Origin of the sequence: Thiomonas sp., assembly GCF_034007205.1 — a bacterium.
GTDB lineage: Bacteria > Pseudomonadota > Gammaproteobacteria > Burkholderiales > Burkholderiaceae_C > Thiomonas.
Window position 1 is genome coordinate 190956 of sequence record NZ_JAVERI010000004.1, and the last position, 19744, is coordinate 210699.

A 19744-nucleotide genomic window follows, 5' to 3' on the forward strand; every position below is an offset into this window, starting at 1 on the left:
AGATTGCCTGCACTGCGCAGAGCATCGCAGCAAACGATGTCGAGTGCCATCTTCAGATGCAAAGATGACCACTTGCACGCATTTCAACCTGACAGGAGATTTTCATGAGCAAAACAGTCGCCGACGTGATGGGCATGGTGAAAGAGCACGACGTCAAATTCGTGGATTTCCGCTTCACCGACACCCGCGGCAAGGAACAGCATGTCACTGTGCCGGTGTCGGCGTTCAATGAGGACAAGTTCACCGACGGCCATGCCTTCGACGGTTCCTCCATCGCCGGCTGGAAGGGCATCGAAGCCTCGGACATGCTGCTGATGCCCGACCCCAACACCGCCAATATCGATCCGTTCTACGAAGAAACCACGCTGCTGCTGAGCTGCGACGTGCTCGAACCCGGTGATGGCAAGCCCTACGACCGCGATCCGCGCTCCGTCGCCAAGAAGGCCGAGGCCTACCTCAAGGCTTCGGGTCTGGGCGACACGGCCTACTTCGGCCCGGAACCCGAGTTTTTCATCTTCGATCAAGTGCGCTGGAACGTGGACATGTCCGGCAGTTTCGTCAAGATCGACTCCGGCGAAGCCGCCTGGGCGTCCGGCGACAAGCTCGAAGGCGGCAATATGGGCCACCGCCCGGCGGTCAAGGGAGGCTACTTTCCGGTTCCCCCGGTCGACAGTCTGCAGGACATCCGCTCGGAAATGTGCCTGCTGCTCGAACAAATGGGCGTGCCCGTCGAAGTGCACCACCACGAGGTGGCCAACGCCGGCCAATGCGAAATCGGCACCAAGTTCTCCACCCTGGTGCAGCGTGCCGACTGGACGCAGATGCTCAAGTATGTGGCGCACAACGTGGCGCATGCCTACGGCAAGACCGCGACTTTCATGCCCAAGCCCGTCGTCGGCGACAACGGCTCGGGCATGCATGTGCACCAGTCGATCTGGAAGGACGGCAAGAATCTGTTCGCCGGCAACGGCTACGCCGGCCTCTCCGAGTTCGCGCTGTACTACATCGGCGGCATCATCAAGCATGCGCGCGCGCTCAACGCCATCACCAACCCCGGCACCAACTCCTACAAGCGTCTGGTTCCGGGCTTCGAGGCCCCGGTGATGCTGGCCTATTCCGCGCGCAACCGTTCGGCGTCCATCCGCGTGCCCTTCGTGCACAGCGACAAGGCGCGCCGCATCGAAGTGCGTTTCCCCGACCCGACGGCCAACCCGTATCTCGCCTTCTCCGCCATGATGATGGCCGGTCTGGACGGCGTGGAAAACAAGATTCACCCGGGCGAAGCCGCGAGCAAGAACCTCTACGACCTGCCGCCGGAAGAAGAGGCCAAGATCCCGACCGTGTGCTCCAGCCTCGACCAGGCGCTGGACTACCTCGACAAGGATCGCGCCTTCCTCACCAAGGGCGGTGTGTTCAGCGACGACTTCATCAGCGCCTACATCGAGCTGAAGATGGAAGAAGTCACCCGTTTTCGCATGACCACGCACCCGGTCGAGTTCGACATGTACTACTCGCTGTAAGGCGATCCATCGGTGCAGGAGCGGCCTTCGGGCCGCTTTTTTTTCCGCTTTTCAAGGCATTTCCGCCACGCCCTGTCGGCCGGGTGTGCGGCCCGCGCGTTGCCAGACTTACACTGCCTTCTCTTCTCCTGTCCGCGCACCATCATGACCCCGTTTGTCCGATTGCCCAACCGCTTGACCGTGCGATATGCAGCCTTCATCTTGTTCGCGTCCCTGGCGGGCGCCTCTGCCGCTGTGGCACAGACCGATCCACAGCGCGTTTACCGCTGCCCCGACAATTCCTACACCAACGATCTTTCCGAGGTGAAGGCGAAGAACTGCAAGCTGATCGACAACGCCAATGTGAGCATCCTCTCCAGCCCGGGGATGGCACCCAAGATCATCGGCCCGGCCAGTCGGGCCAGCGGGGAAAAAGCTGCACCGAGCGGCAACCGGGCCGTGCGAGTCGCTCCCGCCACGCAGAAAGAGCGCGACGCCGAGGCGCGGCGCATTCTGGAGCAGGAGCTGCAGCAACAGCAGGCGCTGCTGGAGCAGCAGCTCAAGGCGTACAACAACGGTCACCCCGATTACCTGCCCAGCGAACGCATCGTGGGAGGTGGGGTCAAGGGCGGTGAATATGCGCAACGTGTGGCAGCGATGAAAGAACAGATCGCCATGACGCAGGCCAATATCGCAGCCTTGCAACGCGAGTTGCAAAAGTATCCGCAATGAATGACGACGCGGCCGAACGCCTTGGTCTGGAATACCCCGGCCTCGATTGGCTGGCCTCGATGGCGGCCCTGGTGGACGCCGAGGGCGCCATTCGATACGCCAATCCCGCGCTGGAGAATGGTCTGGGCGTCTCCCGCCGCCTGTTGAACGGACAGAACCTGAGCCACTGGATGGACTGCCAGGCGCTGTGGCAGATGTCCTTGCAACAGGTCGGCAGCAATGAATTCAGCAGCAAGCGTTTCGACTGCATGATCCGGCTGCGCGATTTGCGCGAGCCGGTGCAGGTGCAAGTGATCGTCGCGCGCACCGATCACCCCCAGGGCCTGCTGCTCGCCGAAGTCGTGGAGATCAGCCAGCAATCGCGTCTGGAACGTGAGGAACAGTGGCACAACCAGGCGCAGGCGAACAAGGAGCTGATCCGCAATCTGGCGCACGAAATCAAGAATCCGCTGGGGGGCATACGCGGCGCGGCGCAATTGCTGCATGCCGAGCTGCCCTCCGTGGAACTGCAGGAATATACCCAGGTCATCATCGCCGAGGCGGATCGGCTGCAAACCCTGGTGGATCGGCTGCTGGCGCCGCATCGCAAGCCGCATGTTGTGGGCGATGTGAACATCCACGAGGTCTGCGAGCACGTGCGCACCTTGCTGCAGGCCGAGTTTCCGCAAGGGCTGACCATCGAGCAGGACTACGACGCCAGCCTGCCCGAGTTTCGCGGCGACCGGGAACAACTCATCCAGGCGGTGCTCAATATCGCCCACAACGCCGCGCAGGCGTTGCAAGCGCAGATTGCACAGGGTGACGCGCGCATCGTGTTCCGTACCCGCGTGGCACGGCAGGTGACGGTGGCTCGCCAGCGCCACAGGCTGGCACTGGTCTTGCATATCGTGGACAACGGCCCTGGGGTGCCTGCGGAACTGAAAGATCGCATCTTTTTTCCACTGATCTCGGGCCGGGAAGGAGGAAGCGGGCTGGGGCTCACCCTGGCGCAGACCTTCGTTCAGCAACATCAGGGAACCATCGAATGCGACAGCCAGCCCGGCCACACCGAATTCCGCATCACGCTACCGCTGCCTTGAGGTCACGGCGTTCGCTCCAGGGGAGCGCGCGATGAAGCCGATCTGGGTGGTCGATGACGATGCCTCGATCCGCTTCGTGCTGGAAAAGGCGCTGCACAAGGCGGGCATGGAGGTGCGCAGCTTTTCCAATCCGCGCGACGTGCTGAACGCTTTCACCGAGTCGTGTCCGCAGGTGCTCATCAGCGACATTCGCATGCCGGGCGGCAACGGCATCGAATTGCTGCAGCAAATCCGCCAGTCGCATCCCGGCCTGCCCGTCATCATCATGACGGCATATTCCGATCTCGACAGCGCGGTCGCCTCGCTCCAGGGCGGCGCGTTCGATTACTTGAGCAAGCCCTTCGACGTGGACAAGGCGGTCGAGTTGATCCAGCGGGCCGTCGATGAAAGCCTGCGTGAAGAGCAGGCCGACGAGGCGCAGCAGGAGTCTCCCGAACTGCTCGGCCAGGCCCCGGCGATGCAGGATGTGTTTCGCGCCATCGGGCGGCTGGCGCATTCGCAGGTCACGGTGCTGATCACGGGAGAGTCAGGCACGGGCAAAGAGCTCGTCGCCCGCGCCCTGCACAAGCACAGCCCGCGCTCGGGCGGCCCGTTCGTCGCCATCAACACCGCCGCGATTCCGAAGGATCTGCTGGAAAGCGAGCTGTTCGGCCACGAGCGCGGCGCCTTCACCGGGGCGCAGACCATGCGGCGCGGCCGCTTCGAGCAGGCCGAAGGCGGCACGCTGTTCCTCGACGAAATCGGCGACATGCCGCTGGAGCTTCAGACCCGGCTGCTGCGCGTGCTCTCCGATGGGCACTATTACCGCGTGGGCGGGCACAGTGCCATCAAGTCGCATGTGCGGGTGATTGCCGCCACGCACCAGAACCTGGAACAGCGTGTGGCGCAGGGCCAGTTCCGCGAGGATCTGTTTCACCGCCTCAACGTCATCCGCCTGCGCCTTCCGCCCCTTCGCGAGCGCAATGAAGACATCGCGCCGCTCACCCGGCATTTCCTGCAGCGCAGCGCGCAGGAACTGGGCGTCGAGGCCAAGCGCATCTCCGCCGATGCCTTGCAGGTCTTGCAACGATTTCCGTTTCCCGGCAATGTGCGGCAATTGGAGAACCTCTGCCAATGGCTCACCGTCATGGCGCCGGCGCAGACCATCCAGGTCAAGGACCTGCCAGAGGATCTGCGCGACCATCTGCTCACGGAACTGCGTTCAGCAGATGCGCAGATGCCCGTCGCGGCGGCTTTGACGCCTGCCGAAGTGTCCCCCCCTGCTGCGCCGAACCTCACCTCGACACCCACTGAAGCCTCGAACGAGGACTGGGAGCACCGCGTCGAACAGGTGGCCCTGGGCCTGATTCGCAGCGGCGAGCCCGACGTCATGCACCTGCTCACTCAACGTTTCGAACGCGCCGTCATTACCGCCGCGCTGGCGCAAACGCACGGTCGGCGCATCGAAGCCGCGCAAAAACTGGGCATCGGGCGCAACACCATCACCCGCAAAATCCAGGAACTGGGGATGGAGGATTGAACTCCGCTCACAGAACCAACTTGGCAATCACCGGCGCGTGATCGCTGGGGCGCTCGTTCTTGCGCGGCGCCTTGTCGATGACGCAGCTTTGCAGCGCACCGCGCAGGCCCTCGCTCACCAGGATGTGGTCGATGCGCAGGCCCTGGTTCCTGCGGAAGGCCAGATTGCGGTAATCCCACCAGCTCCAGCTCTTCGGGGGTTGCTCGAAGGCGCGGAAGGCGTCGATCAGGCCGAGCCCGAGCAGCGCCTGGAAATGACTCCGCTCCTCGGGCGTGCAGTGAATCTGGCCGGCCCAAGCCACCGGGTCGTACACATCGCGATCCTCCGGGGCGATGTTGAAATCGCCCATCAAAACCAGTTTGGGATGGCTTTGAAGCTCCGCGCGCAACCAGGCTTCCAGGGCATCGAGCCAGCGCATCTTGTAGGCGAACTTGTCGCTGTCGGGCGCCTGCCCGTTCGGAAAGTAGGCGTCGATGATCCGCAGATCGCCGTAGGTCGCCGCGATCACGCGCGCCTGATCGTCTTCGAATCCGGGAATGCCACGCTGCACATTCTCAGCTTGCTGTCGACTGAGCAGGGCCACGCCGTTGTAGGTCGGCTGGCCGAGGCACACGCCGTGATAGCCCGCATCGAGCAGGTCGGCATGCGGAAACCGCTCATCGGTCAGCTTGGTTTCCTGCAGCGCCAGCACGTCAGGCGACTGGGTCTGCAGCCAGGCGAGCACCTGGGGCAGGCGCACCGAGAGGGAATTGATGTTCCAGGTCGCTATTTTCATGATCGAAGCGGGTCATAAACCTGCCATTCTGCCTGCGATGAGCGAGTGCGCTGATTTGCATGCGGATACATTCGTTTTGAATGAGACGTTATACAGTAACGAAACTCTGATGGAGAGGACTCATGAACTTGCGCTCATTCTTGTTTTGCCTTGCGCTACCGCTTTCGCTGCTGTGGGCCCGCGAGGTGCAGGCCGCACCGATTGCCATCGTGGCGGCGGAAAGCACCTACGGCGTCATCGCCCAGGCCATCGGCGGCGACCAGGTGAAGGTGGACAGCATCATCAACAATCCGAATGTCGATCCGCACAGTTTCGAGGCCACGCCCGCCGTGGCGCGCAAGGTGGCGCAGGCGCAGATCGTCCTGCTCAACGGCATCGGCTATGACGACTGGATGCGCAAGATGCTGGCGGCGAATCCCACGCCGCACCGGCAGGTGATCGTGGCAGCGGAACTCGATCCGGCGCGCATCATGGCCGATCGCAACCCGCATGTGTTCTACGATCCGCTGATCGCGCTCAAGGTGGCGGAAAAACTCACGCAACTGCTGCAGCAAGCCGATCCGGCGCATCGCCAGCAATTTGCCAGCAATCTGCGGCGATTCAAGGCAGAACTGGCCCGCTTGAACCAGGCGCAGGCGGCATTGGCACATCAATATCCCCGGCTCCAAGTCACGGCAACCGAGCCGGTCGTGGGCTATTTGCTGCGGCAACTGGGCTGGACCAGTCTGGGCGAGAAATTTCAGTTCGACGTGATGAACGACACTGAACCGTCACCTGCCGAAGTCGCGCGCTATGAAGACCATCTGCGGCAGCACAAGGTCGCTCTGCTGTTCTACAACCGTCAGGTGACCGATCCGCTGACCGATCGTCTGCGCAACATCGCGCTGGATTCCGGCGTGCCCGTGGTGGGCGTCGATGAATTCGTGCCGCCCAGGACCGGCTATGTGCAGTGGCAATTGCAAACCCTCGCCGCGATCGATCGCGCTCTGGGCAAATCGCATTGATCGTGCCGACTGAACCTGCCATGCTGAACGCCACGCCCGGCTGGGCCATACAGGCGCAAGGTTTGCGCTGCGTGCTCGGCGGGCACACCGTGCTCGATGGACTGGATTTGGCCATCCGCCCCGGACAGTTCGTCGGCGTGTTCGGTGCCAATGGTGCGGGCAAAACCACCTTGCTGCGCGCCTTGCTGGGTTTGCAGCCGCTGCAGTCGGGCCGCTTGCGATTGCTGGGGCGGGAGAACTTGTCCGCACGCGCGCAGATCGGCTATGTCTCGCAGCGCGACCCGATTGGCGCGGACAGTTTTCTGCGGGTGCGCAGTTTTGTCGGCACGGCCTGGCAGGGCGAACGCTGGGGGTTGGGGCTCAGCGGTGCACGGCAGCGCGCGCAGGCCGTCGATGCGGCGCTGCAGGCGCTGGAAATCGAGTCTCTCGCCGAGCGCGGCATGGATGCGCTCTCCGGCGGGCAGCGGCAACGAGCGCGCATTGCCCAGGCGCTGGTCAACCCGGTGCGCATCCTGCTGCTCGACGAGCCGCTGTCCAACCTCGATCCGCAGGCGCAGCAGCGCATCCTGCTGACCGCCCGCAGGCTGTGCACCGAGCAGGGACTGACGGTGCTGATGACCGCGCACGACATCAATCCGCTGCTGCCGCACATGGACCAGGTGCTCTACCTCGCGGGCGGCAGAGGGCGCCTGGGCACGGTCGATGAAGTGGTCAACGCCGCGGCGCTCTCGGCGCTGTACGGTCTGCCGATGGCCGTGGCGCGCGACGGGGGCTATCGGTTCATCCATCCCGCAGACGGCTTCATGCCCGAAGACGCCGCGCATTGCGGACACGATCACGGTCATGCCGAAGAAGGAGAGGGTGGGTGATCCTCGGTCTGGAATATGGCTTCATGCGGCATGCGCTGCTGGCGGGCAGCGCCATTGCTGTGTTGAGCGCTGCAGTGGGCTATTTCATCACCTTGCGGCGGCAGGCTTTTGCCGCGCATGCGCTCTCGCATGTCGGGTTCACCGGGGCGGCGGGCGCCATTCTGCTGGGTTTGAGCCCCTATCTCGGGCTGTTCGTCTTTACGCTGAGCAGCGGCGTGGTGCTGGCGTTGACGGGCGGTCGCATCCGTCAGAGAGACATCGGCATCGGCATGGTGCTGATGTTCGCGCTGGGGCTGGGGGTGCTGTTTCTCAATCTCTACACCGCCAACGCACAGTCGGCGATGAGCATTCTGTTTGGCAGCATCGTGGGCATCACGGCAGAGCAGGCGGGCTTGTCGCTGCTGGTCTGCGTGGCGGGGCTGACCGGGCTGGCGCTGCTGTACCGCCCGCTGTGCTTTGCCAGTTTCAATCCCGAAGGCGCGCAGGCGCGCGGGGTGAACACGCGGCAGCTCGATGTGCTGTTCATCCTGCTGGTCGCAGCCACCGTGGCGATTGCCGTGCCGGTGATCGGCGCCCTGCTGATTTTCGCCTTGCTCGTCGGCCCCGCTGCGACGGCGCAGACCGTGAGCCGCAGCTTGGCCGGGGGCATCGGCCTTTCGGTGGCGCTCGGCTTGGCGGTGACTTGGGGCGGGCTGGCGGCGGCGTATTACATCGGCTATCCAGCCAGTACCTGGATCGCTTCACTGAGCTTTGGCCTGTATCTGCTCGGCCACGCTTGGGCAGCAGCGGTATCCAAAGGTAAATCTTGACCTGCATCCGCGCGGCTTGAAAGGAATGCTCGGGACGACCCCGTACACTTCACGCCCATGCTCATTCACCCCGACTTCAACCCCATCGCCCTGCAGCTTGGCCCGATCAAGGTGCATTGGTACGGCATCATGTACCTGCTGGGCTTCATCACCTTCTGGCTGCTGGCGCAAAGGCGCCTGAAGGACCAGCCCTACGCCCGCCAGGGTTGGACTTCGCGCGACATCGAGGATTTGCTGTTCGCCGGGGTGTTGGGAGTGATCCTCGGGGGGCGCACCGGCTATGTGCTGTTCTACCAGCCAGACTATTACTTCTCGCACCCGGCGCAGATCGTCGCAGTGTGGGACGGCGGCATGTCGTTTCATGGCGGGCTGCTCGGCGTCATGGCGGCGGCGTACTGGTTTGCGCGCAGCCGGCGGTATTCGTGGCTGCAGATCATGGACTTTGTCGCCCCTCTCATTCCTCCAGGGCTGGCGTTCGGTCGCATCGGCAATTTCATCAACGGTGAACTGTGGGGACGGCCCGCACCCACATGGTGGCCCGGTGCGATGATCTATCCCGAGTCCGGCAGCATGGTGCCGCGCTTTCCTTCCGAGTTGTATGAAATGTTTCTCGAAGGCATCTTGCTGTTCGCGGTGCTGTGGTGGTTGTCGCGCAAGGAGCGTCCGCGTGGCTTCATCGCCGGTTGCTTCGCCCTGGGCTATGGCCTGGCGCGTTTCACCGCCGAGTTCTTCCGCCAGCCCGATGCCTTTCTCGGGTATCTGTGGCTTCATCTCACCATGGGGCAGTTGCTGTCGATCCCGCTGATCATCCTGGGCAGCGGCATGATCGGGTGGGCCCTGCGGCGGAAAAACCGCCTGCTGGCGCTGGGGCAGTCGGCCTCCTGAGCCTGGCTTCAGTCTGGCGGCGGCGCGCTTTCGGACGGGCTGATGCGCAGGCCCAAGCGACTGGCCTGCCGCGCCAGTCGCAAGACCGCCTGGTCGCGGCTCAGCAGGGTGGCCGCATTCTGGGCAAGAGCCAGGTCGAGAAAGACCTGGTCGTCCGGGTCGGTGCAGATCAAGCGGCGCTGGCCCGGTGGATCGGCGCAGCATTGCCCCCAGCGCGCAAAACAGGCATTCACTTTCTCGGCGGAGAGCGCGGGGTCGAAGCGCTTGCTCAGCGCCGGGTAGTGCACGACGCGCAAGGCTTCGGTCTGCATGGCGGCGCAGTAGATCCAGTGCACGCTGCAGCGCTCGATGGCCTGCGCCCAAAGGCAGGTGCGCGGATCATCGAACAGGACCCAGTCGAGCAGCACCTGGGTGTCGAGCACACAGCGGGGCGTCGAATCGGAGGGGGGCATGCGGGAGAGGTGTCTGCCGGAACCTGATTGAGCGTTGATCCCTGAACCCTACTGGGACAGGTGGGCAAGGTCACTGTGCTTTGGGGACGTCTGCGCGAGACGTCACGCGCACACACAGAATTTCCAAGCCCGAGGCACAAATTTATCGGTTCAGGAAATGCCGACTCAACCAAGCCCGGCAGACACGTCCATTGTAAGGGGTGGCAGGCTGCCCTGCGTGAAAATTTCAGAGCAGCTTGCCCTCGGCGCCCAGCGCTTCGTCGAGCTGTCGGGTGAGTTGCGCAATGACTTTCGCATCTTCCCCGGAGGTCAACGGCGCCTGTATCGCCTCGCCTGCAGCTTCCGACGCCTTGCGCGCCTCGATCAGGCTGTGCGCCAGATTGAGTGCGGCCAGCACGGCGATGCGCTCACGGGCGCGCACCTTGCCCATGTCGCGGATGGCGCACATTTCGGTGTCCACTTCCCGCACGGCGGCCAGCAGCGCCGCTTGTTCGTCGGCGGGGCAGGCCAGGGTGTAGATCTGGCCCATGATGTTCACATCCAGCGTGGTCATGCTCATGCTTGAGAGTCGGGCTCGCCCGAAATGGAAGAGGTCTGATCCAGCCGTGCCAGCAAACGGTCGATGCGCTGGGTGGCATCGTGCAGGCGCTGGCGCATCTGGTCGCGCTCGGCTTCGAGCGCCTGCACCCGCTCGGACAGCAGGGCGTTGGTGCGCAACAACTCATGGTGACGCAGCAGCAGTCGCTCCACGCGCGATTGCAGCTGGGCGATGGCGGGGGAGGGCTGTCGTTCGTCCATGCGCGGCATTCTAGGGCCTGTTCACCCCATTTCTGCACCCGCGCCGGGGGTCTGGGCGGAGGCAATGCGAGGCGCAGGCCGCGCCGTGGTGGTCTCCACCACAAGCGGACTGCAACGTGGCAGTGCGCCGCCCAGACCCCCGGCCCGCAGGGTTGCCCCCAGACGCCCCGCTGGGGGCAACGCGGGTGCAGAAATGGGGTGAACAGGCCCTAAAGTCGACCACCCGGATATCGGCAAAACGGCGCCGGCGCCCAGCTAACATGGCGTCTGTTGGTGCTCGCGCGGCGGTTCACGCTGCGCAGTCAAACGGGAAACAGGAAGAGCCATGCCCCCGGCAGATGCTCCGGCCTGTGCTGCCCCCGCAACGGTCAGCGACCGAAGGCGCATGCCTTCCGTTCGGACACGCTCTCCACTGAATCCACGGGTTTGGGAAGGAGGTCCGGATCGCGTCGCCAGCCCGGATACCGGCCAACGACGAGAAGACGCGCAGCTTCGGGTGGATGGGGCGCATCAAGACCACGCGGGCTGCTGTGCATTGCACCCCTACGCCGCCGTGTCGTTGCGATGTGTTCTGGGATCTGAGGAGGCGCGTTTGCAGCCGCGCCAGCCGTGCGGGGGAGCACGGCAGCGCTCATTCATCCGGAAACTCTGTCATGTCCCAGCAGTTCACTCCTATCGGCTCTGCCCAGCAGAGCGAATGCCGCGCACGTCTTTCAACAACCATCACGCCCTGGACGAAAACAGCCCTGGCTGTCGCCCTGAGCCTGATGGCTCTGGACGCAAGCGCCCAGACCTCATTGCCTGCGGCCACTTCGCTGCCGCCGGTCGTGGTGTCGGCCACGGGCTATCCACAGCCGCTGTCTCAGGCCTTGCCCAGTGTGAGCGTCATCACGCGCGAGCAGATCGAGCAGAGCGGCGCGCAGAACCTCACCACGCTGCTCCAGCAGGTGGCCGGGGTGCAGGTGACGAGCAATGGCGGGCCGGGGCAGAGTGGCAATGTCTATCTGCGCGGTTTCGGCGGCCCCGACGTGCTGGTGTTGCTCGACGGCGTGCCGATGAACGCGCAGGACGCCACGGGCGTGGCCTATCTCAACAACTTCACCACCGATCAAATCCAGCGCATCGAGATCATCCGCGGCAACGTCTCGGCCATTTACGGCTCGGGCGCCATCGGCGGGGTGGTGCTCATCACCACGCGCGCGGGCAGCAAAAAACCTCAGGCTTCGGTTTCGGTGACCGCGGGCAGCCGCAATACCGCCACCGTGTCGGCCAACGCCAGCGGGCAGGTGGGCAATACCGCCCTACAGGCGGGGATCAGCCGCTACACCACGCAGGGCCTCAGCGCCATCAATTCAACCCAGCTCGCCAATGCCAACCCGAACAGCAACGGCTATGGCAACACGACGATGAACGGCTCGATCGTGCAGACGCTCTCGCCAGGGCAGTCGCTGGGCCTGCGCGCATTCAGCAGCAAGGGTCGCGCCAGCTATGACAGCTATGGCGCCTACGCCAGCCCGACCGACACCAATCTGAGCCGCACCACGCAAGACCTCTACCAACTCTTCAGCGACAACCAACTGACAGCGCGTTGGAAGTCCCATCTGAGCGTGTCGCAACAGAGCACGACCCAGACCAACCAGAATTTCAGCGCCTTTCCCTATGGTGCGACCTACCGTACCCGCGTGCAGCAACTGCTGTGGCGCAATGGGGTGCAACTGGGCGGCGGCTGGACGGCCACGGGCGGACTGGATTGGCAACGACAGCGCATTGCCTCCATCACGGGATCGATCCCCTCCAGGGAACGCCAGGCCAAGGCGGTTTTCGTCGGCCTCGACGGCAGCGTCGGCGGCAATGAGCTGCAGTTCAATCTGCGCCATGACGCCATCGACGGGTATTCTGGCCAGAACACCGGCTTCTTCGGCTATGGACGCGAACTCGGCGCGGGTTTCAAGGCGATTGCCAGCTATTCCACCGCATTCAATGCGGCGCCGCTGGGCTATCTGTACGCGCCGTACTATGGCAACCCGAACCTCAGACCGGAAAAGGCGCATTCCGTCGAGGCCGCTCTGCAATGGTCGCAAGGGGTGAATGTGCTGCGCGCCACGCTGTTTCAGACCAAGGCGACGGATCAGTGGCAGTATGACTTCACCACCAGCACCTTCCAGAACATTGCCAGCAGCCGCACGCGCGGGCTGGAGCTGAGCGGTCGTGGCGCCTGGAAGGGCTGGGCGTATGACGCCAACCTCACGCTGCAGCAACCCGTGGACACCGGCAAGCCGGGCGACCCCACGCTGCAGCGCCGCGCCCGCAGTCTGGCCAATGTCACGGTCAACCACGAGTTCGCTTCGGTGCTCTACGGCGCCACGCTGCATTACAGCGGCCCGCGCTGGGATAACGGTTCGACCGGCCGCGTCACCCTGGGCAGCTACACCACGGTCGATCTCACCGCCAGCGGCGCGCTGGCCAAAGACTGGAGCTGGCATGCCCGCGTGCAGAACCTGTTCGACAAGAAATACCAGACGGTCTACGGCTACAACCGCGAGCCGCTGGGCGTGTTCGTCGGCGTGACCTGGCGGCCTGAGCTCTGAGTTGCTTCGCCCGCCCTGCCTGACATGCCCCCTGAACTCGTGGTGAATCGCAACGCTGGCCGCTTGACGCTGTGGCGCTGGAGCCTGCCGCTGTTGCTCGCCGCGGTCATCGCAGTGGCGCTGTCGGTGGGGGAGGGCGGCTGGAATGCCGACATCGTCTGGCAGCTTCGCCTGCCGCGGGTGCTGGCGGGCGTGGGCGTGGGCGCGCTGCTGGCGCAGGCGGGACTGGCCATGCAGATTCTGCTGCGCAATCCGCTGGCCGATCCTTACGTGCTCGGCGCCTCCGGCGGCGCCGGGCTCGGCGCCATCATTGCGCTGCTGCTGGGCGCGGCCATGTGGCTGGGCAGCGTGATGGGGGCGGGCGCGGCGCTGTTTGCGCTGCTGCTCATGGGGCGGCGGATCATGGCCAGCCGCGACGACGAAGCCTCGGCGCAGCTCATCCTGATCGGCGCGATGCTCGCGGCGATGGCCGGGGCGCTGTCCACCCTGCTGTTGACGCTCGTGCCCGACCAGCAATTGCGCGGCGCCATGTTCTGGCTGGTGGGCAATCTCTCCGGCGCCACGCATGGCCCAGAGCTGTGTGCGCTGGCCGTGCTGGGCAGCGTGTGGCTGCTCTGGCGCCAGCGCCGCTACGACCGCCTGCTGCTGGGCAGCGAAGCCGCCTGGCTGCTGGGCGAACCCGTGGCGCGGGCGCGACTGGAACTCGTGCTGCTGGCCGCGCTGGCCACGGGCGCTTCGGTGGCGGTGGCGGGCGCGGTGGGGTTTGTCGGCCTGGTCGTGCCGCAGGCTCTGCGGCTGCTCGGGCTGCAACGCATGCACGATCAGGCCTGGGCCGCGCCTCTGGCCGGAGCCGCCCTGGTCGTGGCCGCCGATACGCTGGCGCGCGGCGTGATCATGCCCTACGAGCTGCCGGTCGGCGCGGTCACGGCGCTGGTGGGCGCGCCGGTGTTCATTCTCATGCTGCGGCGGGCGCGATGAAAACCGACGCCTGGCTGCAGGTCGAGGCGCTGGACGTGGTGGCTGCCGCGCATCAGCCGGCCTTGGCCCGCAAGCTGTCGTTGCGCCTGCTGCCGGGCGATCGGCTGGGGGTCATCGGCCGCAATGGAACGGGCAAGTCCACCCTGCTGCGCCAACTGGCCGGACTGCTGCCTTTGGCCGGCCAGTCCGCAGCGGTCAGCCTGGCCGGGCAGTCCTTGCGCGAGCTGGCGCCGGAAAAGCTGGCGGTGCTGCGCACCCTCATGCCCGCTCAGCCGCGCGACCGCTTCAATCTGTCGGCGCTCGCGCTGCTCGAACTCTCGCAGCCCGAGCCAGACCTGCCTGCTGCCATGGAGGCGCTGCGCCGGGTCGACGCCTGGGTGCTGCGCGATCGCCCTGTGCTCGCCCTGTCGGCCGGAGAGCGCCAGCGCGTGGCGCTGGCGCAGGCGCTGGTGCAGAACGCCAGCCTGCTGCTGCTCGACGAACCGGTTGCGTTCCAGGACCCAGGGCATCAGTCTCTGGTGGGTGATTTGCTCGCCGGCCTGACCGAGCGCGTGGTGGTGTTCTGTGCGCACGACGTGAACTGGGTCGCGCGCTTTGGCACCCACGTGCTGGGTCTCGGTTCAAAGGAAAATGCGCAAGGCTGGTTCTTCGACACCTGCGAGGCGGCGCTTGAACCCGAGCGCCTGCAACACCTGTACGGCTGTCGCTGGACGCATCTGCGCGATGCCAGTGGACACCGCGCCTGGATGGCGTTGTAGCGCTTTGCCGTGCTGAGAGCGCCCCCAGACCTGCCGCTACGCATCAGCCCCCGAGGGGGATGAGGCCCGCGGCTCCAGACTGCCCTGCGGCAGTCTGGACGGAGCCGAATCCGAGCGGCCTGCAAACCGCGAGGTGGGCTGAGAAAACTTGGGGCGGCCCTGCGTTTCCTCATGAGCGCCCCCAGGGTCGGCTCGCCGACCCGCCCCCCGTGGGGGTCAAGGAAACTTGGGGCGGCCCTGCGTTTCCTTGAGAGACTACGACTGTTGGGATTGACTTGGCAAAAGCCGTGTTCCAGAACCGGCCGTGACGACGCCAGAACCGCCGCCTCAGGCCGCGTTCTTGCCGAGGTAGGTGGCGTGGACCTCGGGGGATGCCATCAGTTCCTGCGCCGTGCCCTCGAGTGCAATGCGCCCGGTTTCGAGCACATAGCCGCGGTCGGCGAGCCTGAGCGCCATGCGCGCGTTCTGCTCGACCAGCAGCACGGTCATTCCCTGCTCGCGGATGTCGCGCAGGGTGCGGAAAATGTCGCGCACGATGATCGGCGCCAGCCCCAGGCTGGGCTCGTCGAGCAGCAGCAGCTTCGGCCTGGCCATCAGCGCGCGGCCGATCGCCAGCATCTGCTGCTCGCCACCGGACAGCGTTCCGGCCAGTTGCGCGCTGCGCTCCTCCAGCCGGGGGAACATCCGCAACACATCGCGCATACTGGCCTGCGCCTCCGATGCCGGGCGGGTATAGCCGCCAAGCGCCAGGTTTTCCGCGACGGTCAGGGTCGGAAACACCCGCCGACCTTCCGGTACCTGCGAAACACCAAGGCGGACGATGGCGTCGGCGCCCATCCGGGCGATCGACCTGCCGCGCAGCCGCACATCGCCGGAATGCGGCCGCAGCAGCCCGCTGATGGTGCGCATCAGCGTGGTCTTGCCGGCGCCGTTGGCTCCGAGCAGGGTCACGATCTCGCCTTCGTTGACCGTCAGGCTCACCCCCTTGAGAGCCTGGATATGGCCGTAGCGCACGTCGAGGTCGTCGATCTCGATCAGGTTCATGCGCCCACCCCCGCCGCCGCGGGCTGCGGCGGTTCGTCGTCCTCGTCCTTGCCGAGATAGGCCTCGATCACCCCGGGGTGGCTGCGAACCTGGTCCGGCCCGCCCTCGGCGATCTTGCGGCCGAAGTTGATGCATACGATGCGATCGGCCACGTTCATCACCACATTCATGTCGTGCTCGACCAGCAGCACGCTGATCCCCTGGTCGCGCACCCCGAGGATGGTGCGGTTGAGCGCCGCCGACTCGCGGTCATTGAGCCCGGCGGCCGGCTCGTCGAGGATCAGCAGCTTGGGGCGCGCGATCAGCGCCCGCGCCAGTTCGACGCGGCGCTGCACCCCGTAGGGCAGCGCGGCGACGTCCTCTTGCGCGAGGCGGTCGAGATCGAGCCGCGCCAGCAGCTCCATCGCCTTGGCGCGCAGCGCGGTTTCCTCGCGACGCTGCGCCGGGGTGCGCAGCAGCCCCTGCCACCAGTGTTGCCGCGTCTGCAGGTGCAGCCCGGCGAGCACGTTGACCAGCACGCTCTGGCCGTGGAACAGCCGGATGGTCTGGAATGTACGGAATATGACGGCGCGCGCGACGCGGTACGGCGCCCAGCCGGTGATGTCGCGGCCGTCGAAGCGGATCCGCCCCTCCGTCGGCCGGTAGACCCCGGTGATCAGGTTGAACGCCGTGGTCTTGCCCGCGCCGTTGGGGCCGATCAGCCCGACCACCTGGCCGCGGCCGACCGCAAAGCTCAGGTCGGCGACCGCCTGCAGCCCGCCAAAGCGCATTCCCACGCCTTCCAGCCGCAGCAGTTCGCCGCCGGACGATGCCGTCATGCTTCGTCCTCCCGCAGCCGCCGCGCGCGCGGCCAGATGCCCTGCGGGCGCAGCACCATCACCAGCACCATCGCGATGCCGAAAACGAAATAGCGGTACTGGGCGAAACCGCGGAATGCCTGCGGCACGACGAACATCAGCGCCGTGCCGAGCAGCACCCCGGGAATCGATCCCTGCCCGCCGACCAGCACGATGGCGAACAGCGTCACCGACTCGGTGAACACGAAGGCGCCGGGGCTGACCGCTGCCATCAGGGTGGCGAACAGCGTGCCGCCGAACCCCGCCAGCGCCGCGCCGAGCGCGAACGCCAGCACCCGGTAGGCGCGGGTGTCGATCCCCATGGTCGTCGCCGCGAGCGGGTCATGCTTGATGTAGTACAGCGTGCGACCGAGGTGCGAGCGGTCGAGGTTGCGGATGAGCAGCAGCGCGACGGCGAACGCCGCCCAGTTCAGCCAGAACTGCGCCGAGGCGCTGCCGAGCTGCCAGCCGAACACGCGGGGCACGCCGATGCCGAAGATGCCGTCGGCGCCTCCTGTGACATGGCCGACGTCGTTGTTCAGCGCCAGGACGAAAATGGCGTTGAAACCGATGGTCGCCACCAGCAGGTAGTCGCCGCGCAGCCTGACGATCGGCGCGGCCAGCACCGCCCCGACGGCCGCCGCGGCAAGCACCGCCAGCGGCCAGGTGGCGAACACCGGCCAGCCGAACCGGGTGTTCAAGATCGCGGTGACGTAGGCGCCGATGCCGAAATACACCGCATGCCCCATGTCGAACATTCCCGCGCGCCCGAGCACCACGTCCTGGCTGAGCGCGACAATGGCATACACCGCGAACAGCGAGGCGATGAACACCCAGGTCGGGTCGAGAACGAAGGGCACGGCCAGCCCGGCGACCCACAGCGCCGGCCCGACCCAGCGGTGGCGCAACCATCCGAGCAGGGTGTTCATACCTTCTCCGCGACGCGTTCGCCCAGCAGCCCGGTGGGCCGCACCAGCAGGATGCCGATCAGTAGCGCGAAAGTGATCGCCTCCTGCCACGAACTCGAAATGAAACCCGCGGCGAAGGCGTTGAACAGCCCGAGCAGCACGCCGCCGAGCATCGCTCCAGGAATGTTGCCGATGCCGCCGATGATCGCTGCGATGAAGGCGTTGAGCCCGTAGGTCCAACCCATCGTGAAATAGACCTGACGGTAGTACAGCCCGACGAACAGCCCGCCGATGGCGCCGACCGCAGGCCCGATGAGAAACACGCTGACGATCACCCGGTTGACGTTGATTCCCATCAGCCGCGCGGCGTCCTGGTCGCTCGCCGTCGCCCGGATCGCGGTGCCGTAGCGGGTATGGTGGACGAACCAGTACAGCAGCGCCATCAGCAGCGCGCTGCCGGCGATGATCAGCACCTGCACCAGGTCGATGCGCGCGCCGCCCGCGGTCCAGTGCATCGACGGCAGCAGATTGCCCGGGAACACGCGAAGTTGCGGTCCCCAGATCAGCATGATGCCGTTTTCGATGAACAGCGACGCACCCAGCGCCGACACCACCGCCGACAGCCGGTCGGCGCGGCGCAGCGGGCGGTAGGCGGTGAACTCGAGCACCATTCCGGCCAGTCCCACGACCACCGCCGCGGCGATGAACGCCGCGCCGAGCAGCAGCAGTTGCGGCTGGGCGCTGCCCGCCCCCGAACCGAGGGCGACCAGTCCGATGTACGCGCCCAGGATGCACAGGTCCCCGTGGGCGAAGTTGATCAGCCGCAACACCCCGTAGACCATGGTGTAGCCCAGCGCGATCAGCGCGTAGATGCCACCGACGGTCAGGCCGTTGACCAGCTGCTGCAGCACCGTGCTCAGCATGTCGTCTCCCTGCGGCGCGGCGGTGGCCGCCGCCGCGCGCAATGTCCACGCCCAATCAGCGGCTGACCGCCGAAGCCGGATAGGTGATCTTGTAGCTGCCGTCGGCAGTCACCTCGAACGCGACATACGGGCTGCCGGTGCGCTCGCCGACCGCGTTCCACGAGAACGTCCCGGTCAGCCCCTCGAAGTTCTTCAGCTCATGCAGCGCCGGGATGAGCCTGGCCGGCTCGACGCTTTTGATTTTCTCGGCGGTGGCGATGATCGCACGCAGGCCGTCGGCGTTGGTCAGGGTGAAAATGCTCGGCGGCATGTGACCGTAGGCGGCCTTGAACTGCGCCAGGAATTCCTTCGCCGCCGGGTAGGGCAGATCCTGCGGCGCCGGCACATTGATGATCACCGCGCCCGCTGCCGACTTGCCGGCGATTTGGGCAAAGGCGACGTTCTGGTTGGCGTCGCCGCCGATGAACCTGGCCTTCATCCCGAGCTGCGCCATCTGCGCCTTGATCAGCCCGCCGTCGGTGTAGTAGCCCGAAAAGTACACCGCCTGCGGGTTGAGTGCGTTCAGCTTGGTCAGCACCGGGGTGTAGTTCTGCGAACCGGCGGTGATGAACGCCTTGTCGACCACGTCGATGCCCTGCTTCTTCGCGCTGGCGATGACCGCGTCGGCCAGTCCGGTGGCAAAGCTCGAATGGTCGGTGACCACGGCGATTTTGTTCAGCCCCTGCGCCTTGAAGTAGCCAGCGGTGAACAGCGCCTCGGCGCTGTTGGGCGGAGCGTTGCGGAAAAAGGTCTTGTAGCCGCGCGCGGTCAGCTCGTCGCTGGTGCCATCGGAGGTCTGGATCACATTGGCGCGGGCGTAGATCGGCTCGGCCGCCAGCGCCGCGCCGCTGGTGTAGGGCCTGTTCACGCTATTTCTGCACCCGCGCCGGGGGTCTGGGCGGATGCAATGCGAGGCGCAGGCCGCGCCGTGGTGGTCTCCACCACAAGCGGACTGCAACGTGGCAGTGCGCCGCCCAGACCCCCGGCCCGAAGGGTTGCCCCCAGACGGGGCGCCTGCGGCGTTGTCGGGCAGGGGCAAGGCGACCAGCCTTGCCCCTGCCCTCCGCCTTGCATCCATCCCCGTCTGGGGGCAACGCGGGTGCAGAAATAGCGTGAACAGGCCCTAGGAGCCTGTCGGACTTGGGGCGTCGATAGCGAAAAACGGCCCCGGCGAGGACAGTTTTTGCCGATTTCGCCGGGCAATAGTCGAACTATTGCCCAAGAAAACGGTGAAAAATGGACCGGCGAG

At 65.7% G+C, this 19744-nt stretch carries 20 protein-coding genes and 1 riboswitch; of the genes, 11 read left to right on the forward strand and 9 right to left on the reverse strand.

Features of this window, described 5'->3' with window-relative positions; all coding sequences use genetic code 11:
• Positions 1–104: 104 nt before the first annotated feature.
• From glnA to ntrC, 4 genes are all read left to right on the forward strand, one after another.
• On the forward strand, positions 105–1520 hold the full coding sequence (gene glnA, locus RBR52_RS05260) for a type I glutamate--ammonia ligase (protein ID WP_320376136.1): 1416 nt from the start codon (positions 105–107) through the stop codon (positions 1518–1520).
• Positions 1521–1721: 201 nt separating this feature from the next.
• Complete coding sequence (locus RBR52_RS05265; protein ID WP_320376137.1) at positions 1722–2231, forward strand: hypothetical protein; 510 nt, start codon at positions 1722–1724, stop codon at positions 2229–2231.
• Positions 2228–3310, forward strand: a complete 1083-nt coding sequence (glnL, locus tag RBR52_RS05270) for a nitrogen regulation protein NR(II) (protein ID WP_320376138.1) — start codon at positions 2228–2230, stop codon at positions 3308–3310. Before RBR52_RS05265 ends, glnL begins: the two co-directional genes overlap by 4 nt.
• 31 nt (positions 3311–3341) lie before the next feature.
• Positions 3342–4829, forward strand: coding sequence for a nitrogen regulation protein NR(I) (gene ntrC, locus RBR52_RS05275; RefSeq protein ID WP_320376139.1), 1488 nt, complete (start codon positions 3342–3344; stop codon positions 4827–4829).
• A gap of 7 nt (positions 4830–4836) precedes the next feature.
• Here the strand turns inward: ntrC and xth are convergent, their stop codons facing one another.
• Positions 4837–5604: an exodeoxyribonuclease III gene (gene xth, locus RBR52_RS05280; RefSeq protein ID WP_320376140.1), complete on the reverse strand. Its 768-nt coding sequence runs from the start codon at positions 5602–5604 to the stop codon at positions 4837–4839.
• 122 nt (positions 5605–5726) lie between these two features.
• On the opposite strand from xth, the gene RBR52_RS05285 reads away from it, so the two are divergent.
• The 4 genes from RBR52_RS05285 to lgt are packed head-to-tail and all read left to right on the forward strand — an operon-like array spanning position 5727 to position 9171.
• A complete protein-coding gene (locus tag RBR52_RS05285) occupies positions 5727–6608 on the forward strand; it encodes a metal ABC transporter solute-binding protein, Zn/Mn family (RefSeq protein WP_320376141.1) in 882 nt (293 codons plus the stop codon).
• A gap of 2 nt (positions 6609–6610) precedes the next feature.
• Positions 6611–7477, forward strand: coding sequence for a metal ABC transporter ATP-binding protein (locus tag RBR52_RS05290; RefSeq protein WP_320376142.1), 867 nt, complete (start codon positions 6611–6613; stop codon positions 7475–7477).
• On the forward strand, positions 7474–8286 hold the full coding sequence (locus RBR52_RS05295; RefSeq protein WP_320376143.1) for a metal ABC transporter permease: 813 nt from the start codon (positions 7474–7476) through the stop codon (positions 8284–8286). The genes RBR52_RS05290 and RBR52_RS05295 overlap by 4 nt, the downstream gene beginning before the upstream one ends.
• 57 nt (positions 8287–8343) lie before the next feature.
• A complete protein-coding gene (lgt, locus tag RBR52_RS05300) occupies positions 8344–9171 on the forward strand; it encodes a prolipoprotein diacylglyceryl transferase (protein WP_320376144.1) in 828 nt (275 codons plus the stop codon).
• Positions 9172–9179: 8 nt separating this feature from the next.
• On the opposite strand, the gene RBR52_RS05305 is transcribed toward lgt, so the two are convergent.
• From RBR52_RS05305 to RBR52_RS05315, 3 genes are all read right to left on the reverse strand, one after another.
• The gene (locus tag RBR52_RS05305) at positions 9180–9623 is read right to left on the reverse strand and encodes a PIN domain-containing protein (RefSeq protein ID WP_320376145.1); all 444 of its coding nucleotides are present in this window, start codon (positions 9621–9623) and stop codon (positions 9180–9182) included.
• A 226-nt stretch (positions 9624–9849) separates the two neighbouring features.
• Complete coding sequence (locus tag RBR52_RS05310; protein WP_320376146.1) at positions 9850–10182, reverse strand: cell division protein ZapA; 333 nt, start codon at positions 10180–10182, stop codon at positions 9850–9852.
• Entirely contained in the window at positions 10179–10421 is a 243-nt protein-coding gene (locus tag RBR52_RS05315; protein ID WP_320376147.1) for a hypothetical protein, read from the reverse strand. The genes RBR52_RS05310 and RBR52_RS05315 overlap by 4 nt, the downstream gene beginning before the upstream one ends.
• 254 nt (positions 10422–10675) lie before the next feature.
• Positions 10676–10909, forward strand: a riboswitch (cobalamin riboswitch).
• Positions 10910–11074: 165 nt separating this feature from the next.
• Here RBR52_RS05315 and RBR52_RS05320 point away from each other — a divergent pair.
• From RBR52_RS05320 to RBR52_RS05330, 3 genes are read left to right on the forward strand one after another with little or no spacing between them, the layout of a single operon-like run.
• Positions 11075–13009 carry a TonB-dependent receptor domain-containing protein gene (locus RBR52_RS05320; RefSeq protein WP_320376148.1) on the forward strand — a complete coding sequence of 645 codons (1935 nt, stop codon included), beginning with the start codon at positions 11075–11077 and terminating at the stop codon, positions 13007–13009.
• Between the two features lie 24 nt (positions 13010–13033).
• On the forward strand, positions 13034–13987 hold the full coding sequence (locus tag RBR52_RS05325) for an iron ABC transporter permease (protein WP_320376149.1): 954 nt from the start codon (positions 13034–13036) through the stop codon (positions 13985–13987).
• Positions 13984–14745 (forward strand): ABC transporter ATP-binding protein, encoded by a 762-nt coding sequence (locus RBR52_RS05330; protein ID WP_320376150.1) that lies wholly within the window; start codon positions 13984–13986, stop codon positions 14743–14745. The genes RBR52_RS05325 and RBR52_RS05330 overlap by 4 nt, the downstream gene beginning before the upstream one ends.
• Before the next feature lie 327 nt (positions 14746–15072).
• On the opposite strand, the gene RBR52_RS05335 is transcribed toward RBR52_RS05330, so the two are convergent.
• From RBR52_RS05335 to RBR52_RS05355, 5 genes are read right to left on the reverse strand one after another with little or no spacing between them, the layout of a single operon-like run.
• Positions 15073–15783: an ABC transporter ATP-binding protein gene (locus RBR52_RS05335; RefSeq protein WP_320376166.1), complete on the reverse strand. Its 711-nt coding sequence runs from the start codon at positions 15781–15783 to the stop codon at positions 15073–15075.
• A gap of 2 nt (positions 15784–15785) precedes the next feature.
• Positions 15786–16607, reverse strand: a complete 822-nt coding sequence (locus RBR52_RS05340; RefSeq protein WP_320376151.1) for an ABC transporter ATP-binding protein — start codon at positions 16605–16607, stop codon at positions 15786–15788.
• Positions 16604–17554 (reverse strand): branched-chain amino acid ABC transporter permease, encoded by a 951-nt coding sequence (locus RBR52_RS05345; protein WP_320376152.1) that lies wholly within the window; start codon positions 17552–17554, stop codon positions 16604–16606. Before RBR52_RS05345 ends, RBR52_RS05340 begins: the two co-directional genes overlap by 4 nt.
• The gene (locus RBR52_RS05350) at positions 17551–18456 is read right to left on the reverse strand and encodes a branched-chain amino acid ABC transporter permease (protein WP_320376153.1); all 906 of its coding nucleotides are present in this window, start codon (positions 18454–18456) and stop codon (positions 17551–17553) included. The genes RBR52_RS05345 and RBR52_RS05350 overlap by 4 nt, the downstream gene beginning before the upstream one ends.
• A gap of 55 nt (positions 18457–18511) precedes the next feature.
• Positions 18512–19363: a branched-chain amino acid ABC transporter substrate-binding protein gene (locus tag RBR52_RS05355; protein ID WP_320376154.1), complete on the reverse strand. Its 852-nt coding sequence runs from the start codon at positions 19361–19363 to the stop codon at positions 18512–18514.
• Between the last annotated feature and the right edge of the window lie 381 nt (positions 19364–19744).

What these genes read in the sequence shown, in the direction of transcription:
- glnA (WP_320376136.1), top strand. Translation starts at nt 105, where the DNA reads ATGAGCAAAACAGTCGCCGACGTGATGGGCATGGTGAAAGAGCACGAC.
- glnL (WP_320376138.1), top strand. Translation starts at nt 2,228, where the DNA reads ATGAATGACGACGCGGCCGAACGCCTTGGTCTGGAATACCCCGGCCTC.
- ntrC (WP_320376139.1), top strand. Translation starts at nt 3,342, where the DNA reads ATGAAGCCGATCTGGGTGGTCGATGACGATGCCTCGATCCGCTTCGTG.
- xth (WP_320376140.1), bottom strand. Translation starts at nt 5,604, where the DNA reads ATGAAAATAGCGACCTGGAACATCAATTCCCTCTCGGTGCGCCTGCCC.
- RBR52_RS05285 (WP_320376141.1), top strand. Translation starts at nt 5,727, where the DNA reads ATGAACTTGCGCTCATTCTTGTTTTGCCTTGCGCTACCGCTTTCGCTG.
- lgt (WP_320376144.1), top strand. Translation starts at nt 8,344, where the DNA reads ATGCTCATTCACCCCGACTTCAACCCCATCGCCCTGCAGCTTGGCCCG.
- RBR52_RS05305 (WP_320376145.1), bottom strand. Translation starts at nt 9,623, where the DNA reads ATGCCCCCCTCCGATTCGACGCCCCGCTGTGTGCTCGACACCCAGGTG.
- RBR52_RS05310 (WP_320376146.1), bottom strand. Translation starts at nt 10,182, where the DNA reads ATGAGCATGACCACGCTGGATGTGAACATCATGGGCCAGATCTACACC.
- RBR52_RS05315 (WP_320376147.1), bottom strand. Translation starts at nt 10,421, where the DNA reads ATGGACGAACGACAGCCCTCCCCCGCCATCGCCCAGCTGCAATCGCGC.
- RBR52_RS05320 (WP_320376148.1), top strand. Translation starts at nt 11,075, where the DNA reads ATGTCCCAGCAGTTCACTCCTATCGGCTCTGCCCAGCAGAGCGAATGC.
- RBR52_RS05325 (WP_320376149.1), top strand. Translation starts at nt 13,034, where the DNA reads ATGCCCCCTGAACTCGTGGTGAATCGCAACGCTGGCCGCTTGACGCTG.
- RBR52_RS05330 (WP_320376150.1), top strand. Translation starts at nt 13,984, where the DNA reads ATGAAAACCGACGCCTGGCTGCAGGTCGAGGCGCTGGACGTGGTGGCT.
- RBR52_RS05340 (WP_320376151.1), bottom strand. Translation starts at nt 16,607, where the DNA reads ATGACGGCATCGTCCGGCGGCGAACTGCTGCGGCTGGAAGGCGTGGGA.
- RBR52_RS05345 (WP_320376152.1), bottom strand. Translation starts at nt 17,554, where the DNA reads ATGAACACCCTGCTCGGATGGTTGCGCCACCGCTGGGTCGGGCCGGCG.
- RBR52_RS05350 (WP_320376153.1), bottom strand. Translation starts at nt 18,456, where the DNA reads ATGCTGAGCACGGTGCTGCAGCAGCTGGTCAACGGCCTGACCGTCGGT.